General features: G+C 64.4%; 16 protein-coding genes. 7 read left to right on the top strand and 9 right to left on the bottom strand.

Going from position 1 to position 15688, the window contains the following annotated elements; translation table 11 throughout:
• Positions 1 to 136 precede the first annotated feature (136 nt).
• The 7 genes from R6254_RS10065 to R6254_RS10035 all read right to left on the bottom strand — a co-directional run bounded on the left by R6254_RS10065 (position 137) and on the right by R6254_RS10035 (position 5961).
• Positions 137 to 2236: a TonB-dependent receptor gene (locus R6254_RS10065; RefSeq protein ID WP_318406479.1), complete on the bottom strand. Its 2100-nt coding sequence runs from the start codon at positions 2234 to 2236 to the stop codon at positions 137 to 139.
• A gap of 75 nt (positions 2237 to 2311) precedes the next feature.
• Positions 2312 to 2674 carry a hypothetical protein gene (locus tag R6254_RS10060; RefSeq protein WP_318406478.1) on the bottom strand — a complete coding sequence of 121 codons (363 nt, stop codon included), beginning with the start codon at positions 2672 to 2674 and terminating at the stop codon, positions 2312 to 2314.
• A gap of 21 nt (positions 2675 to 2695) precedes the next feature.
• Positions 2696 to 3259: a DUF3299 domain-containing protein gene (locus R6254_RS10055; RefSeq protein WP_318406477.1), complete on the bottom strand. Its 564-nt coding sequence runs from the start codon at positions 3257 to 3259 to the stop codon at positions 2696 to 2698.
• A 36-nt stretch (positions 3260 to 3295) separates the two neighbouring features.
• The gene (locus tag R6254_RS10050; RefSeq protein WP_318406682.1) at positions 3296 to 3544 is read right to left on the bottom strand and encodes a hypothetical protein; all 249 of its coding nucleotides are present in this window, start codon (positions 3542 to 3544) and stop codon (positions 3296 to 3298) included.
• A gap of 22 nt (positions 3545 to 3566) precedes the next feature.
• Positions 3567 to 4781, bottom strand: coding sequence for an ABC transporter permease (locus tag R6254_RS10045; protein ID WP_318406476.1), 1215 nt, complete (start codon positions 4779 to 4781; stop codon positions 3567 to 3569).
• Complete coding sequence (locus R6254_RS10040; protein ID WP_318406475.1) at positions 4778 to 5434, bottom strand: ABC transporter ATP-binding protein; 657 nt, start codon at positions 5432 to 5434, stop codon at positions 4778 to 4780. Before R6254_RS10040 ends, R6254_RS10045 begins: the two co-directional genes overlap by 4 nt.
• Complete coding sequence (locus R6254_RS10035) at positions 5431 to 5961, bottom strand: Fur family transcriptional regulator (protein ID WP_318406473.1); 531 nt, start codon at positions 5959 to 5961, stop codon at positions 5431 to 5433. The genes R6254_RS10040 and R6254_RS10035 overlap by 4 nt, the downstream gene beginning before the upstream one ends.
• A gap of 173 nt (positions 5962 to 6134) precedes the next feature.
• On the opposite strand from R6254_RS10035, the gene R6254_RS10030 reads away from it, so the two are divergent.
• Positions 6135 to 7139 carry a succinylglutamate desuccinylase/aspartoacylase family protein gene (locus R6254_RS10030; RefSeq protein ID WP_412103147.1) on the top strand — a complete coding sequence of 335 codons (1005 nt, stop codon included), beginning with the start codon at positions 6135 to 6137 and terminating at the stop codon, positions 7137 to 7139.
• A 51-nt stretch (positions 7140 to 7190) separates the two neighbouring features.
• On the opposite strand, the gene msrA is transcribed toward R6254_RS10030, so the two are convergent.
• Together msrA and R6254_RS10020 are read right to left on the bottom strand one after the other, a co-directional pair.
• Positions 7191 to 7727 carry a peptide-methionine (S)-S-oxide reductase MsrA gene (msrA, locus tag R6254_RS10025; RefSeq protein ID WP_318406471.1) on the bottom strand — a complete coding sequence of 179 codons (537 nt, stop codon included), beginning with the start codon at positions 7725 to 7727 and terminating at the stop codon, positions 7191 to 7193.
• Positions 7728 to 7801: 74 nt separating this feature from the next.
• Entirely contained in the window at positions 7802 to 8728 is a 927-nt protein-coding gene (locus R6254_RS10020; protein ID WP_318406470.1) for a LysR family transcriptional regulator, read from the bottom strand.
• Between the two features lie 88 nt (positions 8729 to 8816).
• On the opposite strand from R6254_RS10020, the gene R6254_RS10015 reads away from it, so the two are divergent.
• The 6 genes from R6254_RS10015 (at position 8817) to R6254_RS09990 (ending at position 15686) form a co-directional block, all read left to right on the top strand.
• On the top strand, positions 8817 to 10526 hold the full coding sequence (locus R6254_RS10015) for an acyl-CoA dehydrogenase family protein (RefSeq protein ID WP_318406469.1): 1710 nt from the start codon (positions 8817 to 8819) through the stop codon (positions 10524 to 10526).
• A gap of 33 nt (positions 10527 to 10559) precedes the next feature.
• Positions 10560 to 11543 carry a Bug family tripartite tricarboxylate transporter substrate binding protein gene (locus R6254_RS10010; RefSeq protein WP_412103146.1) on the top strand — a complete coding sequence of 328 codons (984 nt, stop codon included), beginning with the start codon at positions 10560 to 10562 and terminating at the stop codon, positions 11541 to 11543.
• 5 nt (positions 11544 to 11548) lie between these two features.
• Positions 11549 to 12691 (top strand): CaiB/BaiF CoA transferase family protein, encoded by a 1143-nt coding sequence (locus tag R6254_RS10005; RefSeq protein WP_318406467.1) that lies wholly within the window; start codon positions 11549 to 11551, stop codon positions 12689 to 12691.
• Positions 12692 to 12890: 199 nt separating this feature from the next.
• Positions 12891 to 13664, top strand: a complete 774-nt coding sequence (locus tag R6254_RS10000; protein ID WP_318406466.1) for a YdcF family protein — start codon at positions 12891 to 12893, stop codon at positions 13662 to 13664.
• Between the two features lie 109 nt (positions 13665 to 13773).
• Positions 13774 to 14475 carry a TetR/AcrR family transcriptional regulator gene (locus tag R6254_RS09995; protein ID WP_318406465.1) on the top strand — a complete coding sequence of 234 codons (702 nt, stop codon included), beginning with the start codon at positions 13774 to 13776 and terminating at the stop codon, positions 14473 to 14475.
• Entirely contained in the window at positions 14472 to 15686 is a 1215-nt protein-coding gene (locus R6254_RS09990) for an efflux RND transporter periplasmic adaptor subunit (protein WP_318406463.1), read from the top strand. Before R6254_RS09995 ends, R6254_RS09990 begins: the two co-directional genes overlap by 4 nt.
• The last annotated feature ends 2 nt before the right edge of the window (positions 15687 to 15688 follow it).

Here is a 15688-nt window from a genome sequence, read left to right as displayed (position 1 = left end):
TGCAGCACACATAGCCAAATGAAGTCCCCCTCCATCGCCCAGCGGGGCGAGGGAGGGGTTAGGGGTGGGAGTGGGGAGTCCGTCCTACTGCCCAAGGCAAGCCACTGCAGCAGCGTGATGCCGCAGCCACCAGTCCCTAGAAACCAACCTGCAAACCCACTTTCAAACTCCGCCCCGGCAAAGGCGCTTTCGGAAACGCCGTGCTGGTCAGCACCGACGTGGCGCTGTAGGCCAGTTTGTTGGTGATGTTGTCCAGCCGGGCATACCACTGCAGCGTCGCGGCGCCAGCCTTGACGCGGTAGGTGGCAGCGGTGTTCCACAAGGTGTAGGCCCCGGTTTCGCCCACGGGCGGCGTTGGCACACGGGTTTGCGCGGCCAGGTGGTCGAAACCTACATTCGCACCCCAGGGGCCGCTGGCCCACAGCAGCGACGCACCCACGCGCCACGGCGCAATCCGTGGCAGCGGCAGGCCGTTGCTGAGGTTGGTGGCGCGCACCAGGTCGCCGCGCAGCGCCAGGTCCAGCGTCGAAGCACCCTCACGCAACCGGATGTTGCCGCTGGCCTCGATGCCGGTAAACCGCGCACGCACTTGCTCGTACTGGAACTGCGCCAGCGGCTTGAACTCGGCGCCCGAGGCGGTGAAACCCGGGTTGCCGGCATCTTCCACCGGGTTGACCGCGCCGTCTTCGGCATTGCGCGTGACACCTGGTGCCTGGTTCAGCGCAATGTAGTTTTTAAAGTGGCTGACATAGGTGTTGACCTTGAAGCTATGCCCGCCCGACTTCCAGGCCGCGCCCACATCCAGGTTGCCGGATTGTTCCTTGCCCAGATTGGCATTGCCGACTTCATAAGCAGCCGTCGCGATATGCGGGCCGTTGGCAAACAGTTCGTAGTCCTTGGGCGCACGTTCGGTGTACGCGATGTTGCTGGTGAGCTGCCAGTTCGGCGCGGCATTCCACAAGGCACCCAGCGCGTAACTGCCGGGTTTGAAGTCTTTGGTCGCCGGGGTGAAACGCGGCACCAGCGGGTTGCCCAGGGATTCGACCTTGACCGACTCCAGGCGCCCGCCCGCGCTCAGTTTGCCCCAGCTTGTGCCGAGTTCTTCGTATGCAAACACGGCCGACTGCGAGGTTTTGCTGTGCGGCGCAAAAGCCTCCGCGCCGTCGGCGGAAAAACGGTTGGACTCGGTCTGAAAACCCAGCACCCCGTCGAGTTTGCCGATTTTGGCGTGGCGCGCTTCCAGCCTGAAATCACTGCCCTGGTTCTTGAACACCGTGCCGGGATTCGCGCCTTCAAACTCGGTGTGGCGGTAATCGGTCTGGCTGTATTGGCCCTTGATGCTTTGCAGCGGCCCGTTCAGGTTGCGCACTTCGCCTTCGATGGCGTAACGGTCCGACTTCATGCCTATCGTCACATTGTCTTCGGCCACCGTGCCATAGGTGCTGCGGTAGGTGTTGACCGAGGCGCCCAGATAACCGTGGTCAAAAAACACCGAGCCACCCACCGCCCCGCCGCTGACGTCGCTGGCCGAATTGCAGATGCGCCGCGCCGTGCTCGTGACACCGCCCTTGGTGCAAGCCAGGTCCACCGGCGCCTTCACGTCGCCGGTCTGGCGGTCAAACGCATCCACGTGCAGGCTGTAGCGATTGTTGCCAGCCTCCAGCAAGACGGCCTTGCCGCGCTCTGCATTGCCGCTGGCAGCGTTGATATCGATCTTGCCGCTGATGCCGCCCTTCTCGTCGAACTGCGCTTCGCGCGGAATGCGGTTGTCGATGACGTTGACCACACCACCCACGGCACTGCCGCCGTACAGCAAGGCCCCCGGGCCGCGCAACACCTCGATGCGTTCTGTGCTCAGCGGATCGCTGGTGACCGAATGGTCGTAGCTGAGGCTGGACGCATCCAGCGAACCGCCGCCGTTGGCCAGAATACGGATGCGGTCGCCGTCCAGCCCGCGGATGACGGGCCGGCTGGCGTTGGGGCCGAAGTAAGTGCTGCTGACGCCGGGTGTGCCGTCCAGCGTTTCACCCAGCGTGGTTTTGGAGCGCAGCAGCAAGGCCGTGCCCGAATACTGCGTGGCCGGCGCGATCAAGTCGGCCGTGCCCAGCGGGTTGCCGGTGACAGTGATTTCTTTCAGGCTGGGCGTGGCGGTTTGCGCCTGGGCCAGTGAACAGCCGAGGGCGAGCAAGCTCAGGGAAGCCGTGCTGATGGCACTGCGGGGGAATGATTTTTTCATGGGAACTCGTTGAATCGAAAAACGGAAACACCAAACCGCAGCCGCAAAGGCTGCGCATGGCGACTTCGGGGAGATTCAGCGAGCCAGAGGCGGACCGCGCGCTTCAAAAAGCGCGGCCCAGCGGGCGAGGACTTCGCCCTCTAAAAAATGAAAAACAAAAGACGACAGCACCATGGGCAGTGCCAGCAAGGGCAGCGCCGGCACCCCATCGCTGTGGCTGAGCTGGTCGAACACGCGACAATCCGAGGCGTTGCTGTGCGCGGAAAACAAATCGTCCAGCCAGCCGTGGTGGTAGGCCTGCCCATCGGCTTCGACCAGTTGTACCTGCGCCGTGGGATAGGCGCCGCCCACCCCATGCACCAAGCCGTGCATCAGGCCCAGCATGGGCGCGAGCAAAAGCACCAGGGCTAAATAGCCCCAGGCCGCTCGTTGTGCCATGCGCCTGAACAACATATGTGTTTACTTCACAGCCACCGCATCGCTGATGCGGTAATACAGGCCATAAGGATCGTCATTGAGCACCTGGAAATGGCCCTCGACCACCACCGGCTCCATGCTGTATTTCACCGGCGTTTTGGTCTTGACCTCAACCATGCTTTCGGGGCCGCCCGGCACGCAGAAGGAGCAGGTCAATGGCACCGAAGCCAGCAGGAAATGCCGCTGCTTTTCACCCGCGTCCAGCGGCATCATGAAACCCTGGATACGCTGGGTTTTCTGGTGCAGGTTGACCTGGCCGGCGCTAAACACCGGCAAGATGCGGTTTTTTTCTTTTTTTGTTTTTACATCGGTCAACACCGACCAGGCGATCACGTCGGCGCGCTGCGGCAGCGGCGCGAACGGACTGTCGGCGCCATGTACCCCCGCGCCCTGCCCGGCCGGCAAAGCCGTGGCGCCGGGTGTCGCAGCCGCCGGCTTGCTGCTGCCCGCAGGCAGGGGCGAACTCAATTGCGCCTGTGCGCAACCGGCGGCCAGCAACAGGCCCAGCAAAGATAGCTTGACGGCGGTGGGGTCAACAGGGCTCATGGGTTTCTCCAAAAAGAGCAACAAACAGGGCTGCAGTTAATGCGCGTGTTTCATGCCGCAGTATTTTCCTACAGCCAGGCCTTTGCAGGAAGCCTGCAACTCTTTCATGCAAACGTCTTCTTTTTTACCCGATGCCAGGCATTTGGCGGCAGCCTCGTGCGCGGCGGCCATGGCCTGGTGACGCTGGATGTCGGCCTGGGTTTCCTTGTCGCTGTGCTGTGCATGCGCTATCGAAAAAGTAGCTGCCAGCGCAAGTGCAGCAATGGCTGCAAGCCTGTTTTTCATAAATTTAGGGGTCATGGGAAATTCACCTCGATTGCAAAAGTTCAAACACATTGACCCGGTAGGCCTCGTACGCAGGCAGCAGCGCCGACAACAGCGCCACACCCACAGCCAGCACAGGTACAACCATCAGCTCGACCGGCCACGCCATCGCGCCCAGCAAAAATGATTTATCCAGTTGCAGCAGCCAGGCGAGCAGTGCCATCAGCCCCTGCCCCGCCAACACGCCTATCACCGTGGCCAGCAGCGCCAGCCACAAGGCTTCGCACAAAAGCAGCGCCGCCACCTTGCGCGGCGGCGCACCCAGCATGCGCAGCAGCGCCAGATCGGCGCGGCTTTCGCGCACGGCGCTCCACAGGGCGATAAACACACTTAAGGCCGCGGTCAGCAGCAACACGCCGGCCAGGGCGCGCAACACATCGGTGCCGACACCCACCATGTTCAGCAGGCGGGTGATCTCCAGCGCTGGCGCGGCGGCTTGCATCTCTGTGCTGCTGTTGATAAAACGCGGGAAGGTCACCGCCGCCAGCGGCGTGCGGTACTGGATCAGCGCCAGCGTCACCTCGCGCTCTGCTTCGAGCAGTTGGCGGTCTTCGTCGTCGAGTGCTGTCTCGCCCTCGTGTGCAGCTTCGTGCACTTGCCAGACCGAGGCCGAGTCTGTCAGCACCAGCCGGTCCAGCACCGAAGCGCTGGCCGCCAGCACGCCGCTGACCACATAAGGCGTCTGGCCATGCGCCTCCCCGCCACCGCCCAGGCCGTGGCTGCCGGTAAAACGATCGCCCACCTTCAAGCCGCTCTGCGCTGCCACCTGCGCACCCAGCACCGCCTGCATGGGCGCCGCCCACACGCCGCCCTGCGAGAAGCGGGCCTGGTAATGCGTGAGGTAGTCCGGCGTGGTGCCGACGATGCGAAACCCTCGAAAACTGTCACCCATGCTGATGGGAATGAGTTTGGCCACCTGCGGGTGTTTCGCCAGCGTTTGCACGGCGGCCAGCGGCACATTGCCGGTCGGCACATCGAGCTGGAAAACCCCCGACAAAATCAGTTGCATCGGACTGCCTTTGGCGCCCACCACCACATCGATACCGGCCAGGTCGCGCTCGAAAGCCTGGTTGATCTGGTGGCTCACCAGCAACACAAAGGCCAGGGATGCCAGGCCCAGGCTGAGCAGCAACACATTGAGCCCGGCGGCCAGCGGCCGCGACCACAGGTAGCGCCACGCCATCGCTATAGTTTTCATAGCTGGTTGCGCTTGATGGATAAGGGCTGGAAGCCGATTTGACCCTCAAGACTGGCCGCAACGCGGCTATCGTGGGTGGCGATCACCAGCGTGGAACCGTAACGCTTGGCCGTCGCCTGCAGCAATTCAACGGCCTGCCGCGCCGCCTCATCGTCCAGGCTGGCCGTGGGTTCGTCCGCAAGAATCACCTGCGGCTGCAACAGCACCGCACGCGCCAATGCCACGCGTTGCGCCTGGCCGCCCGAGAGCTGCGCCGGTTTGCGCGCGGCGAGATCTTGCACATCCAGCGCCGTGAGGGCTTCGGCAATACGCCGCTCGTCCTGCGCCTGCCCGGCCGCCCACTGCGCCATCGCCAGGTTGGCAAACACGCTCAAGGCGCTGCTGAGATGAAGTTTTTGCGGCAAAAAACCTATGGTTTTGGCACGCCAGGCATCACCGGCCACCTTGCCCAGCGACTTCAAGGACTGCCCGGCCACCGTGATGTCGCCCGCACCAGGCGTCAGCAGCCCGGCCGCCAGCGCCAGCCAAGTGGATTTGCCCGAGCCCGAGGCGCCGCGCAGCAGCAACACGCCACCCTGCGCCACATCCATGTCCTCAAAACGAAGGTCCGGGCCGCCAGCGTACTGGTAGGCCAGTTGCCGCGTGCTGATCACGGCGCCACGCCTCGCGCGTTTTTGCCGCCGGCGCTTTCCGTGGCGCAGTCCACACACACGCCCCGCACGGCAAAGTCCAGGCTCATGCCCTGGTAACCCAGCGCCTTGAGGGCTGCCAGCGCCGTCTGCGCGGCACGTTCCAGGTCGCCGGTCGTGGCCTTGAGCGCGCCCGCCAGCGGGCTGTCGCGGTGGCAGCTCTGGCATTCAAAATGCGGCATCGCATGCACCTCGGCCGGCATCGCCTGGTAACGCCGCACGCGACTGGCATCCACCCGGCACAGCAACAGGCCGGCCTGCGTGAGGCGGTCGATCAGGCGATACAACGTGACGCGGTCCAGGCTCACCTTGTCGGCCAGGTCGCTGGCCAGCGCCACCTGCAACTGGGCGTGTGTGTAACTCGTGTCCGGGTGCGCCAGCAACCAGCCCAGCACCCGCCGCGCCGCCGCCGTGCGACGCAGGCCGTGGGCGGAGAGCAGTACATCGATCGCGTCGACTAGGGGTGGATTGCGGGGGAGGACGGCGGGCATGTGCTTTTGTTTTGGAGAGCTGCGCATGGCCGGTGGCAAAGCACCATAACGCAATTTTGTTGCATTATGACCCAGTCTCGACGCCGGCTTGGCAAAGGCGCACCGCATCGGATGCCCAAGTATCTTGAGACCACCCTCCTTGTCAGGTGTACAAGCGCTGTATAAACGTTCTCATGAACGCCCCGACCAACGACCCCACACCACCCATGCCTCAACACCGCCCCAGCCACCTGCGTGCCCACACCTACCACGGCCTGGCTCCCGGCCCGCGCCTGCTGGTTCTGGGCGCCGTGCATGGCAACGAAGTCTGCGGCGCACGCGCCATCACCCAACTGCTGCAAGAGATCGACAGCGGCCAGCTCAACATCGAACGCGGCACAGTCACATTTGTGCCCGTCACCAACCCGCTGGCTTACCAGTTGAAGCAGCGCACCGGCGACCGCAACCTGAACCGCAACATGGCGCCGAGTGCGATTCCGCAAGACTTTGAGGACCGCATTGCCAATGTGTTGTGCCCGCTGCTGGATACGCACGATGCACTGCTGGACCTGCATTCCTTCCACACCGGTGGCGCGCCCTTTGTGATGGTGGGCCCGCAGAACAACACCGGTCCGCTGGAGCCCTTCAGCCACGCGGCGGAAGAAATGCAGCTGGCCCTGCACACCGGGCCGCACCGCATTGTGGAAGGCTGGCTGGACACCTATGCGCGTGGCGTACAACGGCGTGCGGCAACAGCCAGTGCAAACGGCGCTGCCCGCGCGCAAACGCTGGTCACCAACCCGAATTACGGCGTGGGCACGACGGAATACATGCGTTCACGCGGTGGCTACGGCGTGACGCTGGAATGCGGCCAGCATGACGACCCGCACGCGGTGCAGGTTGCACGCCATGCGATTTTGCAGACGCTGGCCTTGCTGGGTCTGGTGTCGCAGCCGCTCAAACCCGAGCCCCAGGCGCGCGAAATTTTGCGCCTGGTGGATGTGCTGGACCGCGAGCATATCGGCGACCGGTTCAGCCGCGAGTGGCGCAGCTTTGACGCGGTGAAAGCCGGCGAGCTGATTGGCGTGCGCTACAGCGGCGAGGAAATCAAGGCGCCGGAAGACGCGTTTGTGGTGTTTCCCAACCCACGCGGCGAACCCGGTCAGGAGTGGTTTTACCTGGCCACGCGCCGGGCATAAGGCGCAGTCATGGATCCCGGATCTCGTCCGGGATGACAGACCAAGCCGCACTCAGCCCTTCGCGTATTCCGAAAACGTCTTGCGAAACTTCGCGACCTTGGGCCCGGCCACCGCCACGCAATAACCCTGGTGGGGGTTCTTCTCGAAGAAGTCCTGGTGGTAGTCCTCGGCCGGCGAGTAGTTGGCAAGCGGCAAGACCTCGGTCACCACCGGTTTGCCGAACAGCTTTTGCTGGTTCAACTCGTTGACCATGTCTTCGGCCACCTGTTGTTGCTCGGGCGTCGAGTAATAAATGCCGCTGCGGTATTGCGTGCCGCTGTCGTTGCCCTGGCGGTTCAAGGTGGTCGGGTCGTGGATGGCAAAAAAGATTTCCAGAATCGCGCGCAGGCTGATCTGCGCCGGGTCATACACCAGCTTGACCACCTCGTTGTGCCCGGTGGTGCCGGTGCAGACCTGCTCATAGGTGGGCTGGCTGACGTGGCCGTTGCTGTAGCCCGACTCGACGTCAAGGATGCCGCGCACCTGCACAAACACGGCTTCGGTGCACCAGAAGCAGCCGCCGCCCAGGGTGATGGTTTCAGTCGTCATGGTCTTGGCTCCGGTTTGGATTTGTAGAACGCCCTACTGTAGTCGCCTCTGTTTGCCGCAGGAAGCTGTGGGGCTTATGACGGGACTTTGGGTGGCGCCGGTTTTGCATTTTTCGCCTGCCGCGCCGCCTCGATCTGCATCACCGCCAGAAAAGCAGCGAGCGCCGCATTGTCGTGCGCGGTTTTCCAGATGCAATACGACTGCGAATGCGCGACGCCCGCATCCAGCGGCACAAAGACCACGCCACCCAGCGCCGAATGACGCAAGGCCGCCGGCACCAGCGCCACACCCAGGCCTTGCGACACCAGCGACACGACGCTGAGCCAGTGGCGCACCTCGTGCCTCACTTCGGGGTACAGGCCCGCATCGGTGCAGATGGCCAGGATGCGTTCATAGTAGTCCGGCGACACATTGCGCGCGAACATCACAAAAGACTCTCCCTGCAGCAGCTGGAGCGGCAAGGTGCGCCTGCGCGCCAGCGGATGGTCTGCCGGCAGGCAGCAGACAAAGGGTTCGCTCGCAAACAGCTGGTGCTGCATCTCTGCCGGCAACCGGGTGCTGTGGACAAAACCCACGTCGAGCTGGTCATGGGCGAGCTCGATCAGTTGCTCCTGCGAATTGAGCTCCCTGAGCACCACCCGCAGCAAGGGGTGTTGCGCCTGGAACTTGCGCAGCATCTGCGGCAGGCCGCGGTACAACATGGCGCCCACGAAACCGATGTGCAGCCGCCCCGCCAGCCCCTGCTCCACATCCCGCGCATGGCGCGCCGCTTCGCCCGCCTGCTCCAGCACGGCGCGTGCGCGCGGCACAAAAGCCTTGCCTGCGGCCGTCAGCCGCACCTCCTTGCTGTTGCGCGTGAACAGGCGCGCACCGACCGACGCTTCCAGTTGCTGGATGTTCAGGCTCAGCGGCGGCTGCGAAATGGCCAAACGGCGTGCCGCCCGGCCGAAGTGCAGTTCTTCGGCCAGGACCAGAAAGTAGCGCAGGTGGCGAAATTCCATGATTAAAAAATTATATCGTTCAAGCCATATTCAATATTGGACATGTATGGTTGCGGCGCAAACAATGCGCCAAGGAGACCTGCTACTCATGTCCAAACCCCAGCCAGAAACAGCCCCCCACCCGGTCCCCGACCAACACGGTGCCAACCTGTACACCACAGACCCTGGCCTGCGCGCGCTGCTGCAGGTCTACCTGCCACCCGACCTGGTCGCCCACCTGACGCCGCACTTCGAAAAGCTGGGCGCGCTGGCGGGCGGCACGCTGGACGAACTGGCGAACACCGCCGACAAAAACCCGCCGAAACTGCAGCTCCGCTCGCGCAGCGGGCGCGACGAGCAAAAGGTCATCAAGCACCCTGCTTACGTCGAGATGGAGCGCCTGGCTTTCAGCGAATACGCGCTGGCGGCGATCTCGCACCGCAGCGACGTGCTGGGCTGGCAGGGGCAGATGCCAGCCATGGCCAAGTACGCGCTGACCTACCTGTTTGTGCAGGCCGAGTTCGGCCTGTGCTGCCCGGTCTCGATGACAGATTCGCTGACGCGCACGCTGAAAAAATTCGGTACGCCCGAACTGGTGCAGCGTTACCTGCCCTCACTCACCAGCCTGGACATGGATGCGCTTTCGCAGGGCGCAATGTTCATGACCGAGCAGGCCGCCGGCTCCGACATCGCCGCGACCGAAACCACCGCAAGGCCGGACCCCGACCATCCCGGCGCCTGGCTGCTGACGGGCGACAAATGGTTTTGCTCCAACCCCGATGCGGCGCTGGCCATGGTGCTGGCGCGCGTGGATGACGGCCAAGGCGGCCAGCCCGGCCTCAAGGGGGTGTCGTTGTTCCTGCTTCCGCGCGATCTGGACGATGGCGCGCACAACCACTACCGCATCATCCGCCTGAAGGACAAGCTGGGCACGCGCTCCATGGCCAGTGGCGAGATTCGCCTCGAAGGCGCACGCGCCTGGCTGGTCGGCGAACAGGGCCGAGGCTTTGTGCAGATGGCCGACATGGTCAACAACTCGCGCTTGTCCAACGGCGTGCGCGCCGCCGGCCTGATGCGCCGCGCGGTCAGCGAAGCTTTTTTCATTGCACGCAACCGTGAAGCCTTCGGCAAGAAACTCATCGCCCTGCCGCTGATGCGCCGCCAGCTCCTGAAGCTGCTGCTGCCCAGCGAGCAGGCCCGCACCATGGTGTTCCAGACTGCCGAGGCGCTGCGCCGCGCCGACGCGGGTGATGCCAACACCTTGCGCCTGGCGCGCATCCTGACGCCGCTGATCAAGTTTCGCGCCTGCCGCGACGCGCGCAAGGTCACCGGCGACGCCATGGAGGTGCGCGGCGGCTGCGGCTATATCGAGGAGTGGACCGATCCGCGACTGGTGCGCGACGCGCATCTGGGCTCGATCTGGGAAGGCACCAGCAACATCGTGGCGCTGGACGTGATACGCGCGATCCGGCGCGAAGATGCGCTGACGGCGCTCATGGCGCATCTGGCGCAACTGCTGGCCGAAACAAAGCTGGACGACGCCCTGCGCGCCAGCCTGCAGGACGTGATGGCGCGCGCCGTGACGCTGGCCCAGGCTGCGGTGGCCGATGGCGGCGAAGCGTTGGCGCGGCGCGCAGCCTCGGCGCTTTATCACACCACCACGGCGGTGGCGATGGCCTGGGAATCGGCACGTATAGGCACACCCGAGCGCCTGCACCTGGCGCAACTGGTCCTGAAACATCGCCTGCTGCCGGCCGACCCACTGGCCCCCGATCACGAATCATCCGCACAGGCCGAAAGCCTGTTGCTGGACCTCTGAACTTCCCACTCAACACAACACATGGAGACAAACATGAACACACGCAGAACCACTCTGATGGCACTGGCCGCCTGGGCCGCCACGGCCGGCGCCGGAACAGCCTGGGCCCAGGCCCCCTTCCCGCACAAGACCCTGTCCCTGGTCGTGCCCTACTCGCCCGGTGGACCCACCGACGCGATGGCGCGCACGCTGGCCAACGCCGTCAAGCCCATTCTGGGCCAGACCATGATCGTCGAAAACCGGGCCGGCGCCGGTGCCAACATAGGCGCCGAATACGTGGCCCGCGCCGATGCTGACGGCCACACGCTGCTGTTCGGCACCTCGGCGCCGCTGGCGATCAACATGAACCTGTATCAGAAGATCAACTACGACCCATTCAAGAGCTTCTCGCCCATCATCCAGGTCGGCTACCTGCCCAATGTGCTGGTGGTGCACCCCAGCGTCCCGGCCAAAAACGTGAAAGAGTTGATCGCCTACGCCAAGGCCAACCCCGGCAAGCTGGCCTTCGCCTCCTCGGGCAGCGGCGCCTCCTCGCACTTGGCGGGCGTGCTGTTCAACATGCGCGCCGGCACCGACATCCAGCACATTCCCTACAAGGGCACCGGCCCGGCCCTCAACGACCTGCTCGGTGGCCAGGTGGCCATGTCCTTCACCGACGTGCTCACCGCCCTGCCCCACATCAAGGCCGGCAAGCTGCGCGTGCTGGGCGTGACCTCGGCCAACCGCTCACGCGCCCTGCCCGATGTCCCCACGTTGATGGAACAAGGCTTGAAGGACTTCGACGCCAGCGTGTTTTTCGGCATCGTCGCACCCTCCGGCACACCGCAGGACGTGGTGACCAAACTCAACGCCGCCTTCGCGCAAGTGCTGCAGCAACCCGACGTGAAAGAGCGCCTGGCCCAGCAGGGTCTGGAGCCGCCGCCGCAATACAGCCCGGCGCAACTGGCCGTCTACATGCGCAGCGAGGCCGCCAAGTGGCGTGAGGTAATCAAGACCTCTGGCGCCAAGGCGGACTGAACGCCATGACAACCGATTCGACCCCAAAGACGGCACAAGGCGCGCTGCAAGGCATACGCGTGATCGACCTGTCACGCGTTCTCGGCGGACCCTACTGCGGTCAGATCCTGGGTGACCACGGCGCTGACGTGCTCAAGGTCGAACCGCCACAAGGCGACGACACACGTGCCTGGGGCCCGCCCTTCCAGAACGGCGTGTCGTCTTACTACCTGGGTCTGAACCGCAACAAGCTCGGCATGCAGCTCGACCTCGCCAGCGAAGCCGGACAGGCCGTGTTGCTGGGTTTGCTCGAAGGCGCCGACGTGGTCATCGAAAACTTCAAAACCGGCACCCTGGAAAAGTGGGGCCTGGGTTATGACGATCTGGCCAAACGTTTTCCGCGCCTGATTCATTGCCGCGTCAGCGGCTTCGGCGCCGATGGCCCGCTCGGCGGCCTGCCGGGTTATGACGCCGCCGTGCAGGCGCTGACCGGCATCATGAGTGTCAATGGCGAATCCGGTGGCGATCCCTTGCGGGTCGGTTTGCCGGTCGTGGATCTGGTCACCGGACTCAATGCCGCGCTAGGGGTGTTGCTGGCCTTGCAGGAACGTGCGCGCAGCGGCAAGGGCCAGTTCGTGGAGGCCAGCCTGTTTGACTGCGGCCTGTCGCTGTTACACCCGCACGCCGCCAACTGGTTTCTGGACGGCAAGAACCCCGGGCGCACAGGCAATGCGCACCCGAACATTTATCCCTACGACGCCTTTCCGACCGGCACCGTCCCGATTTTTCTGGCCGTCGGCAACGACCGGCAATTTGCCCTGCTGTGCAAACACCTGCAGACCGGGCACTTGGCCAGCGATGAACGCTTCAGCCAGGCCGGTGCACGTTCGGTGCACCGCCAGGCCTTGCGCCAGCTCCTCGAGCAGGCGCTGGCCGCGTGCGACGGCGCCCAACTGGCCGAGGCCCTGATGCAGCTGGGCGTGCCCTGCGCACCCATCCTGTCGGTGGACGCCGCGCTGAAACACCCGCACACCCAGCACCGCGAGATGGTCGTGCGTATCGGCGACGACTACACGGGCATCGCGTCCCCGATCAAACTGAGCCGCACACCGGCGACTTACCGCCATGCGCCGCCAACGGCGTTGTCAGCGGAGCACACGCCCACCTGAAGGTATCCGCCAGCGGCCTGCCTTGTGGCCGCCCGGACGGGTGTGGATGGGTACACTCTCCCGGACCCCTGAGGTGCCTGCGTTCGTTCTGAACCGCGTGCCCACCCAAGCGCTTCGCGGGCATTTTTATTAATCAAATCTGCCTCTAGCCCTTTGCACATGGGCGCAAGCAGCTATTTATTTAATAGCGAATCACCCCATGCTCCAGCTCGGCGAACTCAAACCCATTCTGGCCACGCTGGTGCTGCCACCCGCCGCGCCGCTGCTGCTTCTGTTGCTGGGGCTGTTGCTCGCGGCCAGGAAGAAAGCAGCCGGTCTGGCCCTGGCTTGGGCCGCCGCAGCCCTGCTCTGGCTGCTGAGCTGTCCGGCGGTGGCGGTCTGGCTCGCGCTGCATAGCCTGCCCCAGCAGGCGCCACTCCAGGTGGCCGCGCTGAAAACCCAGGGCGTGCAAGCCGTTGTGGTGCTGGGCGGCGGCGTCCACCCGGTGGCGCCTGAGTATGGCGAATCACAAGCCGCGCCGGCCGCGGCGGCACGCCTGCGTTACGGCGCCTGGCTGGCGCGGCAAAGCGGCTTGCCAGTCGCGTTTGCGGGCGGCCTGGGCTGGGGCGCGGCGGGGACACAAGCCCTGTCGGAAGGCGAGGTGGCGCGCCGCGCGGCACTGCAGGACTACGGGCTGACCTTGCGCTGGATCGACGAGCAGTCGCGCGACACGGCCGAGAACGCGCAGATGCTCAGGCCGCTGTTGCAAAAAGACCATATCCAGCGGATTGCGCTGGTCACCCATGCCTGGCACATGCCACGCTCGGTATTGGCCTTTGAACGCGCCGGCTTCACGGTGACGCCCGCGCCCATGGGTTTTATGCTGCCCAGCCAGAACGGCGTGTTGCAATGGTTGCCTTCCGCCGATGGCCTGCAGTCGTCGCGGGTGGTGCTCAAGGAATGGCTGGCCTTGCTGGCCCAGCGCTTTACCTGAGCTTTACCCGGGCGATGGCGCCGATCCGCCCGGCCACGGCACAGTGGCGGCTTGACGGTCAGGTAGCGAGCCGCTACATTACTAACCGATCAGTCAGTAACTCGTCTCCATGTCCATCTCCAAATTCATCTGCGAAAAAACAGCCACGCTGTCCGCCAAACGCGAGCGGCGCAAAGAGGCGCGTCCGGGTGAACTGCTGGACGCGGCGCTGGACCTGTTTGTGGAAAAAGGTTTTGCAGCCACCCGCGCCGAAGAAGTCGCCGCACGGGCCGGCGTCTCCAAGGGCACGCTGTTTCTGTATTTCCAGAGCAAGGAAGAACTGCTCAAAGCCGTGGTGCGTGAAAACATCTCGGGCCGCTTCAAGGAGTGGAACGAAGAGTTTGAAAAATTTGAAGGCACAGCCTCCGAGATGCTGGCTTATTGCATGACGGTGTGGTGGGAACGTGTAGGCGCCACCCGCGCGTCGGGCATCACCAAGCTGCTGATGAGCGAGGCCGGCAACTTCCCGGAAATTGCCGCTTTTTACCAGCAGGAAGTGGTGCAGCCGGGCCAGGCGCTGATACGCCGCATCATGCAGCGCGGCATAGACCGCGGTGAGTTCCGCCCCATGGACCTGGATTACGCGGTGTACGGCGTGATCGCCCCCATGGTTTTCCTGATTTTGGCCAAACATTCCGCCGGCACCTGCGCTGACGCCAGCCTGCCCGGAAACGCCCCAAAATACATTGCCACCCTGGTGGACACCCTGCTCCATGGCATGTGTGCTCCGCCAGCGGCCCACCGCAACAAACCCGGCAAGGTCGATACATGAAACGATGGATCAAATGGGGACTGGCCGCGCTCTTGCTGCTGCTCTTGGCGGCGGCTGTGCTGGGCGCCCTCTCGGCCCGGAAAAAACAGCAGCAGGCGCTGGCGGCAAGCGCCGCTGCCGGCAAGGCGCAAGCGCTGGTCGAGCTGGCTGCCACCGACGTGGTGCAGGCCAAAACCCGCGAACTGAGCCAGGGGCTGCTGCTGTCGGGCGCGCTCAAGGCCGTCAACTCGGCCGTCATCAAGACACGTGTCGCCGGTGAGTTGCAGGCCCTGAGTGTGCGTGAAGGTGATTTGGTCAAGGCCGGGCAAGTGCTGGCCCGCATCGATCCCAGCGAATACCAGTCGCGCGTGCGGCAGGCGCAGGAACAGGCCGACTCGGCCAAGGCACAGATCGACATCGTGCAGCGCCAGTACGACAACAACCAGGCGCTGGTGGATCAGGGCTTTATTTCCAAAACCGCGCTGGACGCCTCGCTGGCCAACCTCAACGCTGCCAAAGCCAACCACAAGGCGGCGCTGGCCGCCGTCGAGGTCGCCAAAAAATCTCTCGATGAAACGGTCTTGCGTTCGCCCCTGAGCGGTCACGTCGCGCAACGCCTGGCGCAACCCGGCGAACGCATCGGTATCGACACCAAGGTGCTGGAAATCGTGGACCTGAGCCGGCTCGAACTCGAAGCCAGCCTCAGCGCCACCGACGCCCTGGCCGTGCGCCCCGGCCAGACCGCCCAGTTGCAGATCGAAGGCAGTGGCCAGAGCGTCACCGCCACGGTGGCACGTATCAACCCCAGCGCACAAGCCGGCAGCCGCAGCGTGCTGGTTTACCTGAGCATAGACAACAGCGCCAAGCCGGGCGCGACCGAAGCCTCGGGTTTGCGACAAGGCCTGTTTGCGCAGGGCACGCTGGGCACGGCACGCCTGGCCACACTGGCCGTCCCGGTCAGCGCCGTGCGCACCGACAAACCCACACCTTATGTTCAGGTGGTGGAGAACAACCAGGTCGTGCACAAGCCGGTGGTGCTGGGCGTGCGCGGCAACAACACGGCTGCCGGCGCCAACGACGAAGCCATGGTGGCCGTCCAGGGGCTGAGCGAAAACGCGGTGGTGATCCAGGGTGCTGTGGGCAGTCTGCGTGAAGGCACAACGGTGAAATTTACGCAGGCCCCGACCTGGACCGCGGCGCCCGTTACGCAAACGGTCAAGACGGCCCCCTAAAT

It is taken from the genome of Polaromonas potterensis, from assembly GCF_033446725.1.
Classification (GTDB): Bacteria; Pseudomonadota; Gammaproteobacteria; order Burkholderiales; family Burkholderiaceae_C; genus Polaromonas.
This window is presented reverse-complemented; position numbering and strand designations above follow the sequence as displayed.